The sequence below is a fragment of the Pseudocitrobacter faecalis genome, assembly GCF_965231525.1.
Classification (GTDB): Bacteria; Pseudomonadota; Gammaproteobacteria; order Enterobacterales; family Enterobacteriaceae; genus Pseudocitrobacter; species Pseudocitrobacter faecalis.
This window is the reverse complement of the sequence record NZ_CBDDNJ010000002.1, coordinates 2126328-2149145: the sequence shown is the minus strand read 5'-3', so window position 1 is coordinate 2149145 and position 22818 is coordinate 2126328. Positions and strand designations below refer to the sequence as shown.

Annotated in this window: 21 protein-coding genes; 13 read left to right on the top strand and 8 right to left on the bottom strand. The window is 53.6% G+C overall.

What is annotated here, in order from left to right; all coding sequences use genetic code 11:
• Positions 1-49: 49 nt before the first annotated feature.
• Positions 50-1369 carry an MFS transporter gene (locus ACOXYR_RS10920; RefSeq protein WP_108474156.1) on the bottom strand — a complete coding sequence of 440 codons (1320 nt, stop codon included), beginning with the start codon at positions 1367-1369 and terminating at the stop codon, positions 50-52.
• Between the two features lie 397 nt (positions 1370-1766).
• Here ACOXYR_RS10920 and ACOXYR_RS10915 point away from each other — a divergent pair, with 397 nt between their 5' ends.
• The gene (locus tag ACOXYR_RS10915) at positions 1767-2567 is read left to right on the top strand and encodes a YdcF family protein (protein ID WP_308434219.1); all 801 of its coding nucleotides are present in this window, start codon (positions 1767-1769) and stop codon (positions 2565-2567) included.
• Between the two features lie 48 nt (positions 2568-2615).
• Here the strand turns inward: ACOXYR_RS10915 and gap are convergent, their stop codons facing one another.
• Positions 2616-3617: a type I glyceraldehyde-3-phosphate dehydrogenase gene (gene gap, locus ACOXYR_RS10910; protein WP_108474157.1), complete on the bottom strand. Its 1002-nt coding sequence runs from the start codon at positions 3615-3617 to the stop codon at positions 2616-2618.
• A gap of 197 nt (positions 3618-3814) precedes the next feature.
• On the opposite strand from gap, the gene cybB reads away from it, so the two are divergent.
• The 7 genes from cybB (at position 3815) to ACOXYR_RS10875 (ending at position 9416) form a co-directional block, all read left to right on the top strand.
• On the top strand, positions 3815-4345 hold the full coding sequence (gene cybB / locus ACOXYR_RS10905; RefSeq protein ID WP_108474158.1) for a cytochrome b561: 531 nt from the start codon (positions 3815-3817) through the stop codon (positions 4343-4345).
• Between the two features lie 89 nt (positions 4346-4434).
• Positions 4435-5073: a leucine efflux protein LeuE gene (gene leuE, locus ACOXYR_RS10900; RefSeq protein WP_108474159.1), complete on the top strand. Its 639-nt coding sequence runs from the start codon at positions 4435-4437 to the stop codon at positions 5071-5073.
• Positions 5074-5353: 280 nt separating this feature from the next.
• A complete protein-coding gene (locus ACOXYR_RS10895) occupies positions 5354-5509 on the top strand; it encodes a Hok/Gef family protein (RefSeq protein WP_189623201.1) in 156 nt (51 codons plus the stop codon).
• 361 nt (positions 5510-5870) lie between these two features.
• Positions 5871-6026 (top strand): Hok/Gef family protein, encoded by a 156-nt coding sequence (locus ACOXYR_RS10890; protein ID WP_108474161.1) that lies wholly within the window; start codon positions 5871-5873, stop codon positions 6024-6026.
• A gap of 143 nt (positions 6027-6169) precedes the next feature.
• The gene (locus ACOXYR_RS10885; protein ID WP_015964534.1) at positions 6170-6445 is read left to right on the top strand and encodes a metal/formaldehyde-sensitive transcriptional repressor; all 276 of its coding nucleotides are present in this window, start codon (positions 6170-6172) and stop codon (positions 6443-6445) included.
• A 24-nt stretch (positions 6446-6469) separates the two neighbouring features.
• A complete protein-coding gene (locus ACOXYR_RS10880; protein ID WP_113856825.1) occupies positions 6470-7588 on the top strand; it encodes an S-(hydroxymethyl)glutathione dehydrogenase/class III alcohol dehydrogenase in 1119 nt (372 codons plus the stop codon).
• A gap of 151 nt (positions 7589-7739) precedes the next feature.
• Positions 7740-9416, top strand: a complete 1677-nt coding sequence (locus tag ACOXYR_RS10875) for a methyl-accepting chemotaxis protein (RefSeq protein WP_421355148.1) — start codon at positions 7740-7742, stop codon at positions 9414-9416.
• A gap of 38 nt (positions 9417-9454) precedes the next feature.
• Here the strand turns inward: ACOXYR_RS10875 and ACOXYR_RS10870 are convergent, their stop codons facing one another.
• The 4 genes from ACOXYR_RS10870 to pcaH all read right to left on the bottom strand — a co-directional run bounded on the left by ACOXYR_RS10870 (position 9455) and on the right by pcaH (position 14578).
• On the bottom strand, positions 9455-11833 hold the full coding sequence (locus tag ACOXYR_RS10870) for a glucose/quinate/shikimate family membrane-bound PQQ-dependent dehydrogenase (RefSeq protein ID WP_421355147.1): 2379 nt from the start codon (positions 11831-11833) through the stop codon (positions 9455-9457).
• Positions 11834-12118: 285 nt separating this feature from the next.
• Positions 12119-13042, bottom strand: a complete 924-nt coding sequence (locus ACOXYR_RS10865) for a LysR substrate-binding domain-containing protein (RefSeq protein WP_108474165.1) — start codon at positions 13040-13042, stop codon at positions 12119-12121.
• Between the two features lie 178 nt (positions 13043-13220).
• On the bottom strand, positions 13221-13841 hold the full coding sequence (pcaG, locus tag ACOXYR_RS10860; RefSeq protein WP_015964529.1) for a protocatechuate 3,4-dioxygenase subunit alpha: 621 nt from the start codon (positions 13839-13841) through the stop codon (positions 13221-13223).
• Positions 13838-14578 carry a protocatechuate 3,4-dioxygenase subunit beta gene (gene pcaH, locus ACOXYR_RS10855; protein WP_108474166.1) on the bottom strand — a complete coding sequence of 247 codons (741 nt, stop codon included), beginning with the start codon at positions 14576-14578 and terminating at the stop codon, positions 13838-13840. The genes pcaG and pcaH overlap by 4 nt, the downstream gene beginning before the upstream one ends.
• Before the next feature lie 215 nt (positions 14579-14793).
• Between pcaH and hglS the strand changes: the two genes are divergently transcribed.
• Positions 14794-16137, top strand: coding sequence for a 2-oxoadipate dioxygenase/decarboxylase HglS (gene hglS / locus ACOXYR_RS10850; protein ID WP_421355146.1), 1344 nt, complete (start codon positions 14794-14796; stop codon positions 16135-16137).
• 40 nt (positions 16138-16177) lie between these two features.
• On the top strand, positions 16178-17686 hold the full coding sequence (locus ACOXYR_RS10845) for a carboxylesterase/lipase family protein (protein WP_421355144.1): 1509 nt from the start codon (positions 16178-16180) through the stop codon (positions 17684-17686).
• Between the two features lie 109 nt (positions 17687-17795).
• Here the strand turns inward: ACOXYR_RS10845 and ACOXYR_RS10840 are convergent, their stop codons facing one another.
• Positions 17796-17948 carry a Hok/Gef family protein gene (locus ACOXYR_RS10840; RefSeq protein ID WP_199538647.1) on the bottom strand — a complete coding sequence of 51 codons (153 nt, stop codon included), beginning with the start codon at positions 17946-17948 and terminating at the stop codon, positions 17796-17798.
• A gap of 521 nt (positions 17949-18469) precedes the next feature.
• Here ACOXYR_RS10840 and ACOXYR_RS10835 point away from each other — a divergent pair.
• A complete protein-coding gene (locus tag ACOXYR_RS10835; RefSeq protein ID WP_189623194.1) occupies positions 18470-20125 on the top strand; it encodes a glucan biosynthesis protein D in 1656 nt (551 codons plus the stop codon).
• Positions 20126-20182: 57 nt separating this feature from the next.
• The gene (gene rimL, locus ACOXYR_RS10830) at positions 20183-20734 is read left to right on the top strand and encodes a 50S ribosomal protein L7/L12-serine acetyltransferase (protein WP_189623193.1); all 552 of its coding nucleotides are present in this window, start codon (positions 20183-20185) and stop codon (positions 20732-20734) included.
• On the opposite strand, the gene ydcK is transcribed toward rimL, so the two are convergent.
• Positions 20726-21706, bottom strand: a complete 981-nt coding sequence (gene ydcK / locus ACOXYR_RS10825; RefSeq protein ID WP_421355143.1) for a YdcK family protein — start codon at positions 21704-21706, stop codon at positions 20726-20728. The genes rimL and ydcK overlap by 9 nt on opposite strands.
• A gap of 112 nt (positions 21707-21818) precedes the next feature.
• Between ydcK and tehA the strand changes: the two genes are divergently transcribed.
• On the top strand, positions 21819-22817 hold the full coding sequence (gene tehA / locus ACOXYR_RS10820) for a dicarboxylate transporter/tellurite-resistance protein TehA (RefSeq protein WP_421355142.1): 999 nt from the start codon (positions 21819-21821) through the stop codon (positions 22815-22817).
• Position 22818 lies beyond the last annotated feature (1 nt).

The window sequence follows — 22818 nt, the reverse complement described above, 5'->3', positions numbered from 1 at the left end:
AGAAGTACGGCCCGATAACGCGTTGCGTATCGGGCCGCATAACGCATGACTACAACCCAGACGTCTGTGCATTCACTGCATCAATTCGACGACTACGGCTGGCAAAGAAAATAGCGATCAGCGAGATGGTGACCGTTGCGCCTAAATACCATGCAACCGGTACCCAATCCCCGTCGTATTTCGCCAGCAGACCCGTTGCGATAAGCGGGGCGGTACCCCCAGCCAGCGCGGCGCCAATCTGATAACCCAGCGTAATGCCGGTGTAGCGAACGTTAGCACTAAAAATTTCCGAACACAGTGTGCCCAGCACGGCGGTGATCGGGGCCCACAGAATACCGAACATCACGACGGTCGCCAGCATAATCGCCCAGGTGGTACCGGTGTCCAGCAACATAAACCACGGCACGATAAACAGCCCCAGCAGTGTGACGCTCCCTGCGTACATACGTTTGCGGCCAATTTTATCCGACAACAACCCCATCAGCGGAATCATCACCGTCGCCACCAGTGCGCCGAGCGTAACGGCTTCCAGCACCTGTGATTTCTGATAGGTGAGGGTGGTCGTGGCATAGCTCACGATGAAGGTCGAAAAGATGTAGAACGGCGCGGTTTCGACAACTTTCAGGCCTGCCGCGATCAACACTTCACGCCAGTGATGCGTCAACGTATCGCGCAGTGGCGCTTTTGCCACCTGGCCTGACTGTTTTACCTTCTTGAACTCTGGCGTCTCATCAATATCTTTACGGATCCACAACCCCAGCAACACCAGCACCGCACTCATCAGGAATGGAATACGCCAGCCCCAGGAGAGGAACTGCTCCTCACTGAATAGCGTCATCAGCGACACGATAAAGGTTGCCATCAGCATACCAATGGTCACGCCCGCTTGCGGAATGCTGCCGAAAAATCCTTTGCGTTTTTCTGGCGCGTATTCATAGGCCAGCAGCAACGCGCCGCCCCATTCACCGCCTATCCCCATGCCCTGAATAATACGCATCAGAATCAGGAGAATAGGTGCCCAAATGCCAATTTGATCGTAGGTCGGCAGCAGACCAATCATGACGGTTGCACCGCCCATCAACGAGAGCGTCAACACCAACGTCTTTTTGCGGCCAATACGGTCGCCAATGTGGGCAAAGAGAACGCCGCCAATCGGGCGAATAAAGAACGTCAGCGAGAAGGAGAGATAAGAGAGGATGAGTCCAATAACCGGGTCGACCATCGGGAAGAAGATTTTATTAAACACCAGCGCTGCGGCGGTGCCGTATAAAAAATAATCAAACCATTCAATGGAGCTGCCGGTTAAACTGGCAATCAGGACTCGTTTGTTTTTTTTCAGGATCGTACTGCTGCTTTCTTGCGTCGTCATGAAGGAAAACTCCCGCCACATTAAGTTAGAATCAGGTGCCACCTGAGATCTCAAAGGTGCAACCTGCAAGATGTTAAAAAGGTTGCTTGTTTGTTAAGCAACTTAGAGGCGGCTGTCATTTTTAGCAAGCGCGAACGGGATAGTTATGCGCAAAAAGCAGGCATTCTGCTGAACTAATCATTTGTTGAGTGAGTGATATGTAGTTTTATTATCTTTGTTTTGGTATTTAATAAGTGATTTATTCAGGTGCAACCGCGTGGTTTTTAGATGTTTCTGGTTATTTCAAGAATGTTACAAAGATGCAGGCCAGGTAAAAATAACGCTTTCGGAGTGATCCTCTGTCACGGAGCCTTAATCGCGTTACCCTGTGCTAACAGACTCACAGAGAGGGAGGATTATGCTAACACCATTACCACAATTACCCGATTGCACACTGGAGGCTGCCAATGTACTGGGTAGCTGGCTTGCGCAAAACGATTTTACCTCCCGGCCTCAACCCGATGATTATGAGCTGGTGGTGCTCGCGGGGAACGCCGTTATTCCGGTTATCGATGCGGCCTGTCAGCTGGCGATGGAGGAGGGGAAAACGCTCTTGATTAGCGGTGGTATCGGCCACTCAACAACCTTTCTTTATGCCGCCATAGCCCGGCACCCGCGATATAACACCTTGCGTACCACTGGGTTATCCGAAGCAGCTATCCTTGCGGAGATTGCCCATCAATTCTGGAAAATCCCCCGCGAGAATATTCTGGTTGAAGATACATCGACCAACTGCGGGGAAAATGCGCGTTTTACCCGTCGAATGTTAGATGCGCAGGGGATTACCCTTCGTAAGGGGATCGTCGTACAAGACCCCACTATGCAGCGTCGCACAATGGCGACCTTTGAACATGTCTGGCAGGATGCGGAAAATGCACCGCACTGGCAGAGTTATCCGGGATGCCAGCCGGCGCTCTTCAACAGTGAAAACGGCGTGGCGTTTAAAGGGGATGACACCGGGTTGTGGCCGGTAGAACGATATCTCTCATTAATCATCGGAGAACTGCCACGTATACGTGATGATGCTCAGGGATATGGGCCACGCGGTAAAAACTTTATTGCTCATGTGGATATACCCCTAGCGGTTGAGCAGGCCTGGAAACAGTTAACGGAAGATGCCACGCTGCGGGAAATGTCGGCCACACGCGCTCTGCGCTAAATGACCACGAATAACGCCCGGAAATGAATATTTCCGGGCGATGGCTATTTACAGTTTGGCGTATTTTTCCAGTACGCGGATCAACTGGGTCACAAACCCGTACTCGTTATCGTACCAGGCTACGGTTTTGACCAGTTGCAGGTCGCCGGCTTCGGTCACCTCGGTCTGGGTGGCGTCAAAGACCGAACCAAAGTGCGTGCCGATAATATCGGTCGATACGATGTCATCGTTGGTGTAGCCAAACGACGCATTATTTTCAGTCGCTTTCTTCAGGGCAGCATTGACTTCATCGACGGTGACTTTTTTACCCAGGATAGAAACCAGTTCAGTCACCGAACCGGTTTTCGTCGGTACGCGCTGGGCATGACCTTTCAGCTTGCCGACGAGAGCAGGGATAACGAGGCCTATCGCCTTCGCTGCGCCGGTGGTGTGCGGAATAATATTCTCTGCCGCGGCGCGAGAGGCGCGCAAATCTTTCCCACGAGGGCCATCAACCAGCGCCTGAGTGCCCGTATAGGCGTGGATGGTGGTCATGGTGCCCACTTTAATCTCGAATGCATCATTCAATGCTTTTGCCATTGGCGCCAGGCAGTTAGTGGTACATGAGGCCACCGAAATAATCGTGTCGCTGGCGTTAAGGGTGTCATCGTTCACGTTGTAAACCAGCGTTTTGATGTCGCCCGCCGGGGCAGAAATCAGCACTTTTTTTGCGCCGGCATCAATATGCGCCTGTGATTTTTCAGCCGAAGTGTAGAAGCCGGTGCATTCGACGATAATGTCAGCACCTTCTGATTTCCAGGGGATATTTTTTGCCTCTTTTTCAGCAAAGACTTTGATTGTTTTACCGTTAACAATCAGTGCATCATCATTGAAATCAACGCTCCACGGGAACGGCCCGTAGTTGGAATCGTACTTCAGCAAATATGCCAGTACTTTTGGCGACGTAAGATCGTTAATGGCGACGACTTCATTGCTGCTTGAGGTTTCCAGCAAACGGCGCAAGACCAGTCGACCAATACGCCCAAATCCGTTAATGCCAATTTTACTCATGATATTCTCCGTCAGTTCGGGGTGATACGGTTTTTTACTTATCCAGGCTTAGTCCACCATCTGTAGATGGGCAACCCCATTTTGTTAGTCACGCAGCAATCAGATGAACAGGACGTAAGTAACTGCTGAAAAGTTAATGAATTTTTAAGTAAAAGCGGCTATTTTGCTTTTTTGTTAGTTACTTATCAGGGGGCGCAATGCGCGATAAATACTCAGGCCTGCAAATAGGCATTCACTGGCTGGTCTTCTTACTGGTAATCATTGCCTATTGTGCGATGGAATTCCGTGGTTACTTTCCGCGTAGCGCGCGTCCGGTTATCAACATGGTGCACGTCTCCTGCGGCATCGCTATTTTGGTTCTGATGGTGGCGCGTCTGCTGATTCGCCTGAAACGTCCGGCTCCGCCGATTGTGCCGAAACCCAAGCCGATGATGACGGGAATGGCACATCTGGGGCACCTGGCGATTTACCTGCTGTTTATCGCCTTGCCCGTTATTGGTCTGGTGATGATGTATAACCGGGGGAATCCATGGTTTGCTTTTGGGCTAACCATGCCGCATGCGGCGGAATCAAACTTCGAAATTGTCGATATGATGAAGGAATATCATATTTTGCTGGCGAATATTGGTTACTGGCTGATCGGCCTGCACGCCCTGGCGGCCCTGGCGCATCATTATGTCTGGAAAGACAATACGCTACTGCGCATGATGCCGCGTAAACGGGGTTAATCATAAGTTAACTGAATAGTCCTTTATTGGCCATGTGGCGTGCGTTACCATAACGCCACCATGGTTAATATAGTGTAAGGAAGAGCAGGGTGTTCGCAGATTTTGGCGTACTAAATTACTGGACGTATGTGGTCGGGGCGATTTTTATTATTCTGGTGCCAGGGCCAAATACCTTCTTTGTCCTGAAAACGGGCGTGGCGCACGGTATTCGTGGCGGCTACATGGCAGCGCTGGCGGTCTTTATTGGCGACGCTGTGCTGATGTTCCTCTCTTACGCGGGCGTCGCGACGCTCATTAAAACCACGCCGGTATTGTTTAATCTGGTCCGCTATCTCGGGGCGATTTATCTGCTTTATCTGGGCGGGAAAATGCTCTACAGCACACTGAAGCGTAAAGCAGGGGAAGCTGAAACGCACGCCGAGCCGGGTCATGCTATTTTCAAACGTGCGCTGACGTTAAGCTTAACCAATCCTAAAGCGATTCTGTTTTATGTCTCTTTCTTCGTGCAGTTTATTGATGTGAAATCGGCTACGCCGGGGATGGCATTCTTTATTCTGGCGCTGACCCTTGAACTGGTGAGCTTTACCTACCTGAGTTTCCTGATTGTGTCAGGTTCGCTGGTAACGCGGTATGTGAAAACCCGTAAGAAGCTGGCGAAAATTGGCAATAGCCTGATTGGCCTGGTGTTTGTGGGTTTCGCGGCGCGACTGGCGACGCTGCAGTCCTGAGTTTCTTTAGGCCGGATACGCCCGTATCCGGCTCCTGTCCCAGGCAATCATTCCCTCTTACAAGTCCATTTCCAGACAGCTGGGTTTTACGGTGAAGGTGTAAAATCGCGGCGGGTGCTTGAGGCTATCTGTCTCAGGCAAAGACCAAAAGGCAGATGGAGAAAAGCCCCGGAAACATTGAGCGTCTTGCAGGACGCTTAACACTTACCGAGGCCCAAATCTATGCCACACAGCATTAGATTAGCCTCTTACAGACCTTCGGGTCAAGGAGAAGCTGGCTATGAAACAACAACGTTCAGGCTTAATTGCCCTGGTTATCATCTGTATCACCGTGATTTTAGCGGTGTTGGCGATGCGGCGGGATCTCTGCGAGGTTCATTTCCGGACAAACCAGACGGAGGTTACTGTTTCTACAGCGTGCGACTCTAAACAGTAAGAGACAAGGCGGGGAGCGATCCCCGCCGTTTCTGATGTTGCGGGTATCCTTTGAGCACCCTTTTTATACTTCACTCAGTCCAAACCATTTAGCTAATCACAGCCAATCTGAACGCCTTTATGAGGCAATAATCCTCTTCTTACGAGTACGTTTTCAGACAGGTGAGTTTTACTGCAGAGGTGTAAAATCGCGGTGGGTGCTTGAGGCTATCTGTCTCAGGCAAAGACCAAAAGGCAGATAGAGAAAAGCCCCGGAAACATTGAGCGTCTTGCAGGACGCTTAACACTTACCGAGGCCACATCTATGCCCAACAGCATTAGATTAGCCTCTTACAGACCCACGGGTCAAGGAGAAGCAGGCTATGAAATGGCAACGTTCAGGCTTAATTGCCCTGGTTATCATCTGTATCACCGTGATTTTCGCGGTGTTAGCGATGCGGCGGGATCTCTGCGAGGTACATTTCCGGACAAACCAGACGGAGGTTACTGTTTCTACAGCGTGCGAACCTAAACAGTAAGAGACAAGGCGGGGAGCAATCCCCGCCAATCTCAGTCGTTGTCTGGCGTCCTCAATGCACCCTTTCAATGCATTCACATGGTGATTGTTTTACATCCATGTTATATCGATGATAGTATACCCCCCTATACTAACGGAGGGCGTATGCCGCATTCCCCTGATGATAAAAAACGGGCGTTGACCCGGGTACGCCGCATTAAAGGGCAGGTTGATGCTCTTGAACGCGCGCTGGAATCCGGTGAACCGTGCCTGACTATTCTGCAACAGATCGCTTCTATTCGCGGGGCCGCCAATGGCCTGATGGGCGAACTGGTCGAAATGCATCTTAAAGACGAACTGGTCAGTGGCGAAACGACGCCCGACCAGCGCGCCGTGCGCATGGCTGAAGTCGGTCATCTGCTACGATCTTATTTAAAATAAAACATCACAAAGGAAGAGACCGCTATGAAATCACGTGCAGCTGTCGCGTTTGGCCCGGGTCAACCGTTAAAAATTGTTGAGATCGATGTCGCGCCGCCGAAAAAAGGCGAAGTGCTGGTAAAAATTACCCATACCGGGGTTTGCCATACCGATGCTTTTACCTTATCCGGTGATGATCCGGAAGGCGTGTTCCCGGCAGTGCTGGGTCATGAAGGCGGCGGCATCGTTGTAGAAGTAGGTGAAGGCGTGACCAGCCTGAAACCGGGCGACCATGTTATTCCGCTTTATACCGCCGAATGTGGCGAGTGTAAGTTCTGTAAGTCTGGCAAAACTAACCTCTGCCAGGCCGTTCGTGCGACCCAGGGCAAAGGCCTGATGCCGGATGGCACCACCCGTTTCTCCTACAACGGGGAACCGATTTATCACTATATGGGTACCAGTACGTTTAGCGAATACACCGTGTGCGCCGAGATATCACTGGCGAAAGTGAACCCCCAGGCGCCGCTGGACAAAGTTTGCCTGCTGGGCTGCGGCGTCACGACCGGTATCGGCGCGGTGCATAATACGGCGAAAGTAAAAGAGGGTGATACGGTTGCGATCTTCGGCCTGGGCGGCATTGGCCTTGCGGCAATTCAGGGCGCGGTACAGGCGAAAGCCGGGCGTATTCTGGCCATCGATACCAACCCGGATAAATTCAGGCTGGCAAAGGAAATGGGCGCGACCGATTTCATTAACCCTAAAGACCACGATAAACCGATTCAGGATGTCATTGTTGAAATGACCGACGGTGGCGTTGATTTTAGCTTCGAATGTATCGGTAATGTCGACGTCATGCGAGCGGCGCTGGAATGTTGCCATAAAGGCTGGGGCGAAAGCGTGATCATCGGCGTGGCGGGGGCGGGCCAGGAGATTAAAACCCGTCCTTTCCAGCTGGTTACCGGGCGCGTATGGCGCGGGTCTGCCTTTGGTGGCGTAAAAGGCCGTACCCAGTTGCCGGGCATGGTGGAAGACGCCATGGCGGGAAAAATTCAGCTCGATCCGTTCATTACGCACCGTCTGCCGCTGGAGCAGATTAACGATGCATTTGACCTGATGCACGAAGGTAAATCTATTCGTACCGTTATTCATTTCGGCGACGCATAATCTCAGGCGTCCTCTCCCATCGGGGGAGGACGTTTTTTATCCCAAATTGTGACCCACCTGGCGCTTTTAGCCATCATCAAATCCTCTGACTTGCCGATGACAATCTTACGGGCGTGTTTTTACGCCGCTTACCTGAAGAGAGTCGATTGGCATGGACAAGACAAAAACACAACACCCGCCCCAAAAGCTCAGTTTCCTGCACCATATCCGTTTAGTTCCGCTTTTCTCCGCTATTCTCGGCGGCATCATACTGCTCTTTGCCTTAAGCTCCGGGCTGGCGGGCTATTTCCTGTTGCAGGCGGAACAAGATCAAAAGGATGTTACCGAAGAACTGCAGGTACGGATGGGCTTATCAAACAGTTCTAACCATCTGCGTACCACGCGTATTGAACTTATCCACGCCGGTGCAGCAAGTCGGATTGCCGAGATGGAAGAGATGAAACGCAATCTTGCGTCGGCGGAATCGCGCATGCAGCAATCACAGGCAGCGTTTACCCAATATCGTGAACGTCGGGTAAAAACGGCGGCAGATAGCGCATTGGATGAACAACTTACCGCCCGCTATAGCGCTTATATTGATGGCCTGAAGCCGATGCTGAAATACGCGAAAAACGGCATGTTTGAAGCGATAATCAATCATGAAAATGAGCAGGCGAAGCCGCTGGATGACGGTTATAACGCGGTGCTGTTGAAGGTGATTCAGATTCGCACCGATCGCGCGAACCACCTTACTGCGCTTTCGCTTGAGCGTACCCGCCTGGGGTTAATGTTTATGGCGGCAGCCTTTGTGCTGGCGCTGGTGCTCACCCTTATCACCTTCGTGGTATTGCGCCGCATTATTATTAAGCCCTTACAACATGCCGGTCAGCGGATAGCACAAATCGCCAGCGGCGATCTCACTCTACCGGATGAACCTGCTGGCCGCAGTGAAATCGGTCAACTTAGGCATCATCTGCAACAGATGCAGCAGGCGCTTGTGAAGACAGTGGGTACGGTACGACAGGGAGCTGAGGAAATTTATCGCGGAACCAGCGAAATCTCGGTGGGGAATACGGATCTTTCTGCGCGGACTGAGCAACAGGCGGCGGCCATTGAACAGACCGCAGCCAGCATGGAAGAACTCACCGCAACAGTAAAACAAAATGCCGATAACGCCCATCACGCCAGCAAACTGGCGGAAGATGCCTCCGGGAAAGCGATGCGTGGCGGGCAACTGGTTACGGGCGTGGTCACAACCATGGGTAATATTTCCAGCAGTTCAAAAAAGATCTCCGAAATTACCGCGGTGATTAATAGCATTGCCTTCCAGACCAACATCCTCGCCCTGAACGCAGCGGTGGAAGCGGCGCGAGCGGGTGAACAGGGGCGTGGATTCGCGGTGGTCGCCAGTGAAGTGCGTACGCTCGCCAGCCGCAGCGCGCAGGCGGCGAAAGAGATTGAAGGGCTGATTTCTGAATCTGTCACGCTGATTGAACGTGGTTCGGATGAAGTGGTTAACGCCGGGGCCACCATGACGGAGATTGTGGATGCGGTTAAACGTGTGACGGACATCATGCTGGAAATTGCGGCGGCGTCAGATGAACAGAGTCGCGGGATTTTGCAGGTCAGCCAGGCGATCACCGAAATGGATAACGTGACGCAGCAGAATGCCTCGCTGGTGGAGGAAGCATCGGCAGCGGCGGCCTCGCTGGAGGCACAGGCGGCACGATTAACCGAAGCGGTAGGCACGTTTCGTATTGATTCACGCAGCGATGTGAAGAAAGAAAACGTCCCGGCTACCGAACCGACTTTAGCCGTGGCAGGCGGCGATAGCTGGGAAGCGTTTTAGATAGTAAGGTCGGGTGAGATATCACCCGACAATGAGGGTTACTGTTGGGTGTCCGGTAGGGCGTACGCAATGATGTAATCACCACGATCCGGTGACTGACGTGCACCGCCTGCGTTGATGATGATGTACTGTTTACCGGTTTTCGGCGACACGTACGTCATCGGGCCAGACTGGCTACCTACCGGCAGTCGGTCTTTCCAGACCTCTTTCCCGGTTGCCGTATCAAAGGCGCGCAGATAGAAATCCTGCGTACCGGCGAAGAACAGCAGACCGGATTGCGTGGTCATCGACGCGCCCAGCGTTGGCATTCCGATAGGGATCGGCATATGCATGCGGATACCCAGCGGGCCGGTGTCTTCCACCGTACCGACCGGCACCTGCCAGACGATTTTGCCTGATGTCAGATCGACCGCCGACATCGTACCAAATGGTGGTTTCTGGCACGGAATACCCAGCGGTGACAGGAAACGCTCGCGCATGGCACCATAAGGCGTACCTTCCATTGGCACAATGCCCATCTCAATACCGCTGGCATTTTTCGCCACTTTCTCGCGAGGCACCATGTAGTTCGCCAGGCCCAGACGCATATCGTTAACGAACATCAGGTGATTGTTAGGATCAACGGACACGCTGCCCCAGTTCATCCCGCCCAGTGAACCGGGATATTGCAGTGACCGATCTTCGCCCGGAGGGGTAAAGATGCCCTGATGACGCATCTCTTTAAACTGAATACGGCACAGCAGCAGGTCGATTGGCGTAGCACCCCACATATCCGATTCTTTCAGCGTTTCGTTGCCAATCATTGGCATACCGACAGAGTACGGCTGGGTAGGAGAATAACGTTCACCTTTCACATTGCCTGCCGGAACCGGGCGCTCTTCAACTTTCGCCACCGGTTCGCCGGTTTCGCGGTTAAGCATGAAGATCATCCCCTGCTTGCTGGTTTGCACCAGCACCGGCGTGGTGCCGCCTTTGCCGTCAGGCAAATCGGTCAGCAACGGCTGAGAAGGCAGGTCGAAATCCCACAGATCGTGGTGTGTGGTTTGATAATGCCAGCGCACTTTCCCGGTGGTGGCATCAACGGCAACAATCGATGAGCTGTATTTATCATCCAGCGCCGTACGTTCGCCCGCCCAGAAATCTGGCGTCGCATTACCGGTCGGTAAATAGATGAGATTGAGTTTGGCGTCATACGACATTGCGGACCACACGTTTGGCGTGCCGCGCGTGTAAGTCTGGCCTTCCGGCGGCAGCCCGGTGATATTTGGGTTACCCGGATCCCACGCCCACGCCAGTTTACCGCTATGGACGTCATAAGCACGTACCACGCCCGGCGGTTCATCGGTGGAGAAGTTATCGGCCACGCGGCCACCCAGCACCACCACGTTCCCGGCGACTAAGGGGGTTGAGGTTTGCTGATAGTAACCGGGTTTGATTTCGCCCATCCCGACGCTCAGATCGACCACGCCGTTATCACCAAAATCGGCGCACGGTTTACCGGTATCGGCGTTGATCGCAATAAGGCGCGCGTCGGTGGTCGGCAGGAACAAACGACGCGGACAGGCGGCTGGAGCGCTGTTATTTTCCGGGGCGGCGACGCTCTGTGCCTCTTCGTAATAGCCTAACCCACGGCAACGCTGCCAGTTTGGCGCGGTGGCTTTCGAATCATAACGCCATTTTTCTTTACCGCTGTCGACATCCAGCGCCAGCACTTTACTGTACGGTGTACAGACGAACAGCGTGTCGCCTACCTGGAGTGGGGTATTCTGATCTTCCGCACCGGAACCATTACTGACCGGAATATCCCCGGTGTGCGCTATCCACGCAACCTGCAGCTTATCGACGTTCTGCTTGTTGATTTGATCCAGCGCGGCAAAGCGATCGCCGTGCGTGGTGTTCCCCCAGTGCAGCCAGTTTTTCTGCTGCTCGCCTGCGCTCACCGGTTTCACCGGCACGTCTTCCTTTGCGCTTACCAGGGTATGGGTTTTGAACATTCCCCCCACACTTGCCAGCAATATCACGGCAATGATAGCCGCGACGCCAAATGCCGGGCCTTTTTTCACCGGTGGTGTTACGGACAGGAACGGCCAGACAATGGCGCAAAGGAAAGCCAGCACACCAAAGGTGAACAGGCGTGAAAAGAGTGGCCAGAAATCCCAGCCTGCGTCGCTGACAGACCAAATCAACGCGATGATAAACGCCAGCGCATACAACGCTATCCCGCTGCGGCGATGACGTGCAATCAGCGCCGCAGCGACAATCATCACCAGTCCCATCAGTGCGAAGAACCACGTTCCCCCCACGGTGGCGAGTTTAATGCCCAGCGCTCCCACGGCCAGACCGATGATAAACATCAGCCCGGCCAGAAGCCATTTAAGGATCCGGGGGAGTCCTTTAAGTGAAATGCCCGTTGCCATACTCTTCTCCTGATGACAGCCAAACCCAAGCGTGCGAACCAAATGAATCACACATAAAGGGGGTTTTGTTTTAAATGAAAGGGTAAAGCCTGTTATTCGTATTCATTCGTTACATACATGAATTGCGAATGAACCATTTGGTTAAGGTGCGGCTATAATAGATCTGTTAAATCGCATTGCGCAATTGTTAATAAATAATTTCGCATTAATTGATCTAAGGTGACGAGAAAGGGGATGAAACGCGGGTCGCCCTCTCCATGACGGAGAGGGTAGGCATACGCAACGTTAGCCTGGCATAGATTTACGAATGGCTGCCAGCAGCGTTTGCGCTCCGCTGGAAAGTGGGCTATCCACACGCGTCAGCACGCCAATGGGTTCGCCCTGGCCTTGCGTTGCGATGGGAAGAGAGGTTAACGCACCGCGTCGCAGGTCGTCTCTGACCGCACCGGAGGGCACAAACCAGACGTAGTTATAATCGACGGTTAACTGACGAGACAGCGAGGCCGACAGCGTTTCAATACAGCCCGCCGGCATTTTACAGCCCTGACTCTGCAATAGTGTTTCCGCATTTTGTCGGGGAACGGTCCCTTTCGGCGAGACAACAACAGGCCACTCCATCACGCGGCTTAAGGTGATATTTTCATGCAGCAGAGGATGGTCAGGGCGCACAACCAGTTTGAGCGACTCGAGAAACAGCAATTCGTAGGTTAAGCCCGTCATCAGCTCCGGGTCGGACATCCGGCCAATACCAAAATCAATATCCCCGGATTTCAACGCCGCCAGCAGCATGGTGTTATTCATGGTCGCGACCTGAAGCGTGACATCATGCTGTTGCTGGTGAAATTGCCCCAGCACCATCGGTAAGATCCCAAGCGCAGCAGTGGGCAGCGCGCCGATGCGCACAACATCCTGATGGCTACCCTCTTTGCGGGTTAACGCCTGGCCTGCGGTATTTAGCGCATCCAGAACTTTTACCGCGTGCGTAAGAAACTGCTCGCCAACAAGCGTCAGCTGTGCGCCAAGACGCCCACGTTCGAATAAGCGGGTGCCGGTCAGTTGCTCCAGTTCATTGAGCGTTTTGGATAACGCTGGCTGGCTGAGATTAAGGGTTTCAGCCGCGCGCCCCAGAGTGCCTTGTTGGGCGACGGCAACGAAAGTGTGCAGGTGGCGCAGTCGAATGCGCTGACTAAAGAGAGCATTTTTTTCCATACGCGATGTTAAGAACAGATCGATAAGGGTGACAAGTAATACTGTTTAAATTTGATAACTTGATAGCAAATTATTATTAACATTTGATCTAATTGAGTTACAAGAAATTTCTGGCGTTGAGAAGAACGTCAGTAAGCAGGAAAGCCCGGTAAACGGAGCGCTACCGGGCAGGAGGGCGTTAAAGGTCGAAAAAGACGGTTTCCTTATCACCCTGCAGATAGATATCAAAACGGTACACGGTCTCGTTACCGCGCGTTTCTTTCTGAGCGATTAACGTCTGACGGCGAACTTCCCACTCAATCAGGTTCAGCACCGGGTCGGTCTGATTCGCGGCCTGTTCGTCGGCAAAGTACATCCGCGTATTCAGGCCAATATTGATGCCGCGGGCGGCAATCCACAGATTGACGTGCGGTGCCATCATGCGACCGTCGCGCCCCACGACCGGGCCGGGCTTAATGGTTTCGAAGCGCCAGATGCCGCTATCAAAGTCTGAACAAGCGCGGCCCCAACCACGGAAATCGGCATCCAGCGCTTTGCCTTCCTGTCTGTCTGCCGGGTGGTTATAGCGCCCGTTGGCGTTAGCCTGCCAGATCTCCAGCAGGACATCGCGTACCGGCGTGCCTGAACCATCCAGTACACGCCCTTCAATGGTGATGCGCTCGCCCTGAGTATGGCTATTGACCAGTACCGGGCCGAAATTTTTCTCGAAAATATGAAAGCCGGCAGCGTCAGGCGCAAGGCCGATATGAACGTATGGGCCTGCGGTTTGCGAGGCCGTTTCCTGTAAATACTCTTTCATCGCGCAGCCCCCTGAGTGCGGTTTTCAAACAGCGTTGCACGTTGGCCACGCAACACCAGATCAAAACGATACGCCAGACAATCCAGCGGAATGGCAGCATGCGTGTCCAGTTCGGCAATGAGCGTACGAATGGCATCATCGTTATTGATGGTTTTGACGATAGGGCACTGCTTGATCAGCGGGTCGCCTTCAAAATACATCTGGGTCACCAGACGTTGCGCAAAGGCATCGCCTGACAATGAAAAGTGAATATGCGAAGGACGCCAGTCGCTCGCCTGATTACGCCACGGATAGGGGCCCGGTTTGATGGTTCGGAAAAAGTAGTAGCCGTTTTCGTCCGTCAGCACGCGGCCGCAGCCGCCAAAATTGGGGTCGATGGGCGCCAGATATTGATCTTTCTTATGGCGATAGCGGCCACCGGCGTTCGCCTGCCACACTTCAACGAGCGTGTTTTTCATCGGGCGACCAAACCCGTCACGCACATAACCGTGAACGATGATCCGTTCGCCAATCGGTAAACCGTCTTTGGCGTAGTTCAGGATTAAATCGTTATCCTGAGGGCCGAGATCGTCACTCGAAAACACCGGCCCGGTGATTTCGGATAGCGAGTTTTGCAGGGAAATAAGCGCATTACGCGGCGAGCGCAACACACTGGTTTTGTAGCCCGGTGCGAACGCGGGCGGGTGACTGTTGTAGTCGCGATGGATAACTTCTTGCGGTGACCATTTCGTGTTCATAGGGTGGCTCCGTGTAGGGTATATTTTTGTCGCCACAGAGAGTGTGTGTAAATTTCATGTTAATATAAAGTGAATTTAAGGTGATTATTTAATAACCGTTGGTTATGCTTATCATCCCTTCCCAGCGTCATGCCGATCACACTTTCCAAATTCTTGCCACGAAGCCCCACGAGCTTTTCTACACTGCAGAATATATTCACTGGAGACATGACATCATGGCGCAAAGCATCACGGCAGATGAGATTCGGGAAGATTTTTCGCAGGCGATGTCGGCAATGTATCAGCAGGAAGTGCCGCAGTACGGCACATTGCTGGAACTGGTCGCCGATGTGAATCTGGCAGTACTGGAAAATAACACGCGCTTGCATGAACAGATGGTGAATGCCGATGAACTGGCGCGGCTTAACGTTGAACGCCATGGCGCGATTCGCGTGGGCACCGCAGAAGAGTTATCGATGCTGCGGCGCATGTTCGCCATTATGGGGATGTATCCGGTTAGCTATTATGATCTCTCTCAGGCGGGCGTGCCGGTGCACTCTACGGCATTTCGCCCGGTGGAGGATGCGGCGCTTTCCCGCAATCCTTTCCGCGTATTTACCTCGCTTTTGCGCCTTGAATTGATTGACGATCCCGCGCTCAGGCAGCGCGCCGCTGAGATTTTACAGCAGCGTGATATTTTTACCCCTCGTTGCCGCGAACTGATTGCGCTACATGAAGAGCAGGGGGAATTCACAGCCTCGCAGGCGCAGGAGTTTGTTCAGCAAGCACTGGAAACCTTTCGCTGGCATCAGTCCGCGACAGTCGATCGCGAGACCTACCAGGCGCTGCATCAGCAGCATCGGTTAATTGCCGATGTGGTCTGTTTCCCCGGCTGTCACATCAATCATCTCACGCCACGAACGCTGGATATCGACCGTGTCCAGGCGCTGATGGCGGAATACGGCATTGAGCCGAAAGCGGTGATTGAAGGCCCGCCGCGCCGTGACGTTCCGTTGTTACTGCGTCAGACCAGTTTTAAAGCGCTGGAGGAGCCGGTGAAATTTGCTGGTGACGGACAAGGCACACACACTGCGCGATTTGGTGAGATTGAACAGCGAGGCATCGCGTTAACGCCAAAAGGACGGGCGTTGTATGACAAGCTGCTCAATGAGGCGGGCGTCGGTAGCGATAATCTGACTCATCAACTGCATTTGCAGGATGTGTTCAAGGCGTTCCCGGATAGCGAATTTTTGCTCCGTCAGCAGGGGCTCGCCTGGTTTCGTTATCGCCTGACGCCCGCCGGCGAAGCGCACCGTCAGGCATTTCATCCCGGCGACGATCCACAGCCGTTAATTGAGCGCGGTTGGCTTATTGCGCAGCCGATTATTTATGAAGATTTTCTGCCGGTCAGCGCGGCGGGGATTTTTCAATCTAATCTGGGAAACGGCAATTCGTCGCGTCAGCACGGTAATGCCAGCCGGGATGCCTTTGAGCAGGCGCTGGGTTGCCCGGTACTGGATGAATTTGCCCTTTACGAGCAGGCCGAAATTCGAAGCAAACGGCGTTGCGGTCTGCTCTGAAACAGGTAATCTTGAGGGAGATTGATAAAGGACGGAATCGATGCTCAACCCCTCAACGCCGCTGGCGGAAACCCGCCAGGGCACACTTCTTGGCCTCGTTGATGAGAATATTCACCTCTGGCGAGGCATTCCCTTTGCGCAACCGCCCGTTGGTTCGTTGCGCTGGCGCGCGCCGAGGCCCGTCCAACCGTGGTCAGGCGTGCGTCAGGCCGATACATTCTCTGCTTCCTGCTGGCAGAATATCGACTACTGTCGCGAACTGGGCGGCGGCGACCCGGGGCGCTTCTCGGAAGATTGTCTCTACCTGAATGTTTGGTCTCCGGCCGTGCGATCTGCTCCTTTGCCGGTGATGGTGTGGCTGCACGGCGGGGGATACACCATTGGCGCGGGTGGTCTACCGCCGTACGACGGTAAAGCGCTGGCTCAGCGAGATGTGGTGGTGGTGACGGTTAACTATCGGCTCGGGCATTTGGGCTTTTTTGCGCATCCGGCCCTTGAAGGAGAAGACGACGAGCCGCTGAATAATTTTGCGCTGATGGATCAAATTGCCGCGCTACGCTGGGTTCAGGAGAACATCGCGGCATTTGGCGGTGACAGCAATAATGTCACGTTATTTGGCGAGTCGGCGGGCGCGCGCAGCGTGCTGTCACTCATGACATCCCCGAAAGCGGCGGGGCTGTTTCACAAAGCAGTGATCCAAAGTGGCTATACGCTTCCCGATACTCCACGCGAAAAGGCGCTGGAGAAGGGCGTGCAGCTTGCCGCACACTTTGGTCTGGAAAATGCCAGCGCGGAGCAACTGCGCGCGATCCCTGCGGAAAAATTGTGGCCATTGGAGGCACCGCTGAATATTGGCCCAACGCCCATTGCCGGAGATGCGGTGCTGCCACAGCCCATGCTGGACGTCTTTTTTGCCGGGAAGCAACATGCCATGCCGGTGTTGATTGGTTCGAACAGCGACGAAGCCAGCGTGATGGCGGTGTTTGGTGTTGATCTTGCCGGCGAGATAGCAAAACTCAGGCGAACCCGGCGTCTGGGCTTGGGGCTCATTAAACTGCTCTATCCGGGTGTGAAGGGCGATGAGGAACTCGGGCGTCAGGTCTGCCGGGACATGGCCTTTACCACACTGGGTTATGTGGTCATGCAGGCTCAGCAGCGGGTGAATCAACCCTGCTGGCGTTACTGGTTTGATTATGTAGCCGAAGCGGAACACGCGACTTACGCCAATGGCGCGTGGCATGGCAACGAAGTGCCTTACGTTTTTGATACTCTGACACTGGCCGAACCCGCCCGATTCTACGTCAATGATCGAGACAGAGCCTTTGCGGCACAGGTAGCCGATTATTGGGTGAATTTTGCGCATCATGCCAGTGCAACCTGTACTGTGCTCAATGGCCCCACGCGCTGGCCTGCATCGCTACAGGGCCGTGACCGGTTACTGCGAATTGGCCTGAATAAGCACGCCGGTTTTAAAGTTGAAAACCGTTTTATGCGCGCGCGGCTGGCGTTGTTTAAACGGGTGATGAAGCATCATGTGACGCTGGATTGAGCGACAACAGAAAAAGGCCTGCACGAAGCGGGCCGGGTAGAAAAATTGGGTGCGCGAAGGATAAGCCGTACACATAAAGAGTGGCGGGGATCGCTCCCCGCCGGTGCTCTTACGCGGACTCGCAAGCCGTGAAAACAGCAACCTCTGTTTCGCCCGTTCGGATGTGGACTTCACAGAGATCTTTCCTCATGACCAACGCCGCCAGAAGGGCGGTTATACAGATGATGACAAGGGCGATAAGTATCGCTTTATGCTGTTTCATGGCTCTCTTTTCCTTGACCTTACGGTCTGTAAGAGGCACTCTACATGTGACTAGCATATAGGGGGCCTCGGGTTGATTGAAAAATCACTCGGGGCTTTTCTCTATCTGCCGTCCTGCAAATGCCTGAGACAGATAGCCTCAAGCACCCACGTCTATTCTACGCTTGTACACCCCGTATACTGGATTGATGAATTCCGAATTTTAGCGGTGGTTGTACTGCGCATCGATTGTTATCGCTCGCCAACCACAGTAATAGCCGCTTCTCGCAACGTTGCAGGCCTCGGGCATGTCCTTATCCGTTGAACAGGAACTCGACACACGTAATGACGCTGGCATAACGTTTTTTATACACAAATTTACACCTTATTCAGTCTCTTCTCCTCGACAGAATCTTTTTGCGCCAGTCAGAACAATTTATCGCGCCAACAATTGGATTATTAATCGATTTTGTCTAGAGTGGTCGGTTCCAACGACCTAATTGTTTACCGCATTCTTCTCAAAAAAAGGACGCTTTCTCAGGCATGAACCGCAGACACTTTCTTAAATCATCAATGGCTGTTGCCGCCGTGTGCGGGACATCCGGTGTGGCTTCCCTTTTTTCTCAGGCTGCGTTAGCGCAGGAGTCGGACATTGCGGACGGTCAAACCCGTCGTTTCGACTTTTCCGTGCTGCAGTCAATGGCGCACGATCTCTCCCGTCAGCCCTGGGGCGGCGCACCGCGTCCGCTGCCGGAAACGCTGGCGAACATGACGCCGCAGGCCTACAACAGCATTCAATATGATGCCGCGCACTCGCTGTGGAACAACGTTGAGGATCGCCAGTTAGACATCCAGTTCTTCCATGTGGGGATGGGGTTCCGTCGTCGCGTGCGGATGTTCTCCGTAGACGCCGCGACGCAGCAGGCGCGCGAAGTGCATTTCCGTCCGGAGCTGTTTAAATACACTGACACGGGCGTCGATACCAAACAGCTCGAAGGGCAGACCGATCTCGGCTTCGCCGGGTTCCGCGCGTTTAAAGCACCGGAACTGGCGCGTCGTGATATCGTTTCGTTCCTTGGCGCGAGCTACTTCCGCGCAGTCGACAGCACCTATCAGTACGGCTTGTCCGCCCGAGGGCTGGCGGTGGATACCTACACCGACAGCCTGGAAGAGTTCCCGGATTTCACCTCGTTCTGGTTTGAAACGGTGAAACCGGGGGCAACCGTCTTTACGGTTTACGCGCTGCTCGACAGCCCAAGCGTGACCGGCGCGTATAAGTTCATCATCAACTGTGCGGAAAGCCAGGTGATTATGGACGTCGAGAATCATATCTACGCACGTAAGGACATCAAACAGCTGGGTATCGCGCCGATGACCAGTATGTTCAGTTGCGGCAATAACGAACGACGCGTTTGCGATACTATCCATCCGCAAATTCATGATTCCGATCGTCTGGCGATGTGGCTGGGTAACGGCGAGTGGATTTGCCGCCCGCTGAACAACCCCCAGAAACTGCAGTTCAACGCGTATCAGGACAAAAACCCGAAAGGCTTCGGTTTGTTGCAACTTGATCGTGACTTCTCGCACTATCAGGACGTGATGGGCTGGTACAACAAGCGCCCGAGCCTGTGGGTTGAGCCGCGAAATCAGTGGGGGAAAGGCGCCGTCAGTTTGATGGAAATCCCGACCACCGGTGAAACGCTGGATAACATCGTTTGCTTCTGGCAGCCAGAAAAACCGGTGAAAGCCGGCGATACCCTGAACTTTAGCTACCGCCTCTACTGGAGCGCGATGCCGCCGGTGCGCTCACCGTTAGCGCGCGTGATGGCCACTCGCACAGGAATGGGCAGCTTCCCGGAAGGCTGGGCGCCGGGCGAGCATTACCCGGAAAAATGGTCACGTCGTTTTGCTATCGATTTCGTTGGCGGCGATCTGAAAGCTGCCGCGCCGAAAGGTATTGAGCCGGTCATTACGCTCTCCAGCGGGGAAGCCAAACAGATTGAGATCCTCTATGTGGAACCGTTTGACGGTTACCGCATTCTCTTTGACTGGTATCCAACTTCCGACTCAACCGATCCGGTTGATATGCGCATGTTCCTGCGCTGTCAGGGTGATGCCATCAGTGAAACCTGGCTGTATCAGTACTTCCCGCCCGCGCCGGATAAACGTCAGTACGTTGATGACCGCGTGATGAAATAACGCCCCTGTAGGCCGGATAAGCGACACGCCATCCGGCTTTTTTATTGAGGAAAAACCATGTCTTCGCAGGAGATTATCCCGGTTAGCTCCACGTTGAGCCTCCACGCCGTCGATGAAAGCCACGTACCGGCGCTGCATCAGTTAGTTATTAAAAACCGAGACTGGCTTTCTCAGTCAATGAACTGGCCATTATTCGTCAACAGCGAGCAGGATACACGCCAGAATGTGCAGGGCAATATGATGCTGCATCAGCGCGGCGTTGTGAAAATGTTCATGATTTTCCATCATGATGTGTTGGTGGGCGTGCTGTCCTTTAATCAGATTGAACCGACCAATAAGACCGGTTATATCGGTTACTGGCTCGATGAGTCTGAGCAAGGTAAAGGTATTCTTTCCGCCGCGTTGCAGGCCTTTATGGATGACTTCGCGCAACGCGGCGAGGTACGGCGCTTCGTCATTAAATGCCGCGTGGATAACGCGCGCAGCAATCAGGTAGCCTTACGTAACGGGTTTAGTCTGGAAGGCTGTCTGAGGCAGGCTGAATTTCTCAACGGCATTTATTACGATCAGAATATCTACGCGCGGATCATCGACAACGCGTCACAGTGATCCCAACAGCGGCGTGCGCGTAATACGTTGCTCGCCGCGAATCATCGCGCGGCCGCGCAGGAGAATGACGTCATCGCCAAAGGCTTCCACGACGGCATCGCCGTTAATCTCAACATGATGTTCGATCACCACATCGCCGCGAATACGGGCATGCCCGTAAATCAATACGTTATCATCAAGCAAAATTGGGCCTCCCTGAAGCCACGCGTGACCGCCGACGCGCACGTGATGCTTCAACAGACAATTCCCCTCAATGACCGCATTTTCAGCCACCTGTGAGCTGTAACGCAGGGTGGGGATGGCGTCTTCTCCGGCGCCGGCAACCACCCGTGCATTGCCATACACTTTCGCGCAGTCGCAGACCCAGACGTCATTTTCTGCGTTGCCTTCCAGCAGGGCGCGTTCGAAAATCTCCGCCCGGTGTTCAACAAACGCATAATTGACGATCGCTTCACCGTAAATTTGAGCCTGGTGAACAACGCGTGAGCGGCTCACCGTCGCGTGGTCGTAAATCTGAAGCACCTGGTCGTTATCAGGCGTTAGCCCCTGCGCGGCAATCACCTGGCTATGGTGCAAAATACGCGCGTTGCCAAAAAGATGGCACAATCCGCGCACGGTGGATGCCTGAATGGTGACGTTGTCACTTATTTGCGCGTGATGACTGACTTTACTGCCATCTATCCAGGCCTCACCGCGGATATGTGCGCGATGGCTGACTTCGCACGCTTGCGTCAAACGGGCGTTTCCCTCGATCCAGGCGCCTGCAAATACCACGCTATTTTCATCGTAGATCCAGCAATCACCTTGTTGACTCAGCGCATTTTCGTCGTCTACCCAACCGCCCGCGCTGCCTGCGACAACATCGGCAAAGTCACGCAGGGCGATAATCTGCCGCACAGTCACGCTGCGCTTCTCGCCATCTTCTGTAAACAGGTGCGTTCGGGTCTGCTCGCTAAGACGGTATTTTTTCATCGGTTATTCTCATCGCTTCGCACTAAGATAAACGTAGCAAATATTGCAGGTAGCGGGCGTTTAAAGATTACTTTAAAATGCATCTTAAAAATTAGTTGATAATATAAACAAAATGAAGAATTCGAAGTGTGAGAGCAAAGTGTTGAACTTACCCGCTGGCTATTTTGGCATGGTGTTGGGGACTATCGGGATGGGGTTCGCCTGGCGTTACGCCAGTACGATTTTGCCGGTAACCCGGGCGATTGGCGATGGTCTGGTCATTCTGGCCATCGTGATGTGGAGCCTGCTGGCGCTGGCGTTTGTCAGCCGCGCGATACGCTTTCCGCATAGCGTGATCGATGAAATGCGTCATCCGATTGCCAGCAGCTTTGTCAGCCTGTTTCCGGCGACGACAATGCTGGTGTCAATTGGCGTTGCGCCGTGGAACAGGACGCTCGCGCTGGTGCTGTTTTCCGTGGGAGTGACGCTGCAACTGGCTTATGCCGCCTGGCAAACGGCGGGGCTGTGGCGCGGAGAGCATCCCGAAGGCGCCACCACGCCGGGGCTCTATTTACCGACGGTGGCGAATAATTTTATCAGCACCATGGCCTGCGGCGCGCTCGGTTTTAACGATGCCGGGCTGGCGTTTCTGGGGGCGGGCGTTATTTCCTGGATCACGCTTGAACCTGCGATTCTTCAGCGCTTGCGTAGCGGTGGCGAATTGCCGGTGCCGCTACGTACCTCGTTAGGGATTCAACTTGCCCCGGCGCTGGTGGCCTGTAGCGCATGGCTGAGCGTCAACGGCGGGCAGGCTGATGTCTTCGCCAAAATGCTGTTTGGTTATGGCCTGCTGCAACTGCTGTTTATGCTGCGCCTGATGCCCTGGTATCTGCGTCAGGCCTTTAATGCGTCGTTCTGGAGCTTCTCGTTTGGTATCTCCGCGCTTGCCACAACGGCGCTGCATCTGGGTCATGCCAGTGGCGTTGGTTTCTACCATCACCTGGCATTGCCGATGTTTATCTTTACCAATTTTATTATTGGCCTGTTATTGATACGCACGCTGGTGTTACTGCTTCAGGGGAAACTGCTGGTTCGTGTGGAGCGTTCTGTTTTAGAAAAAAGTAAGGATTGAT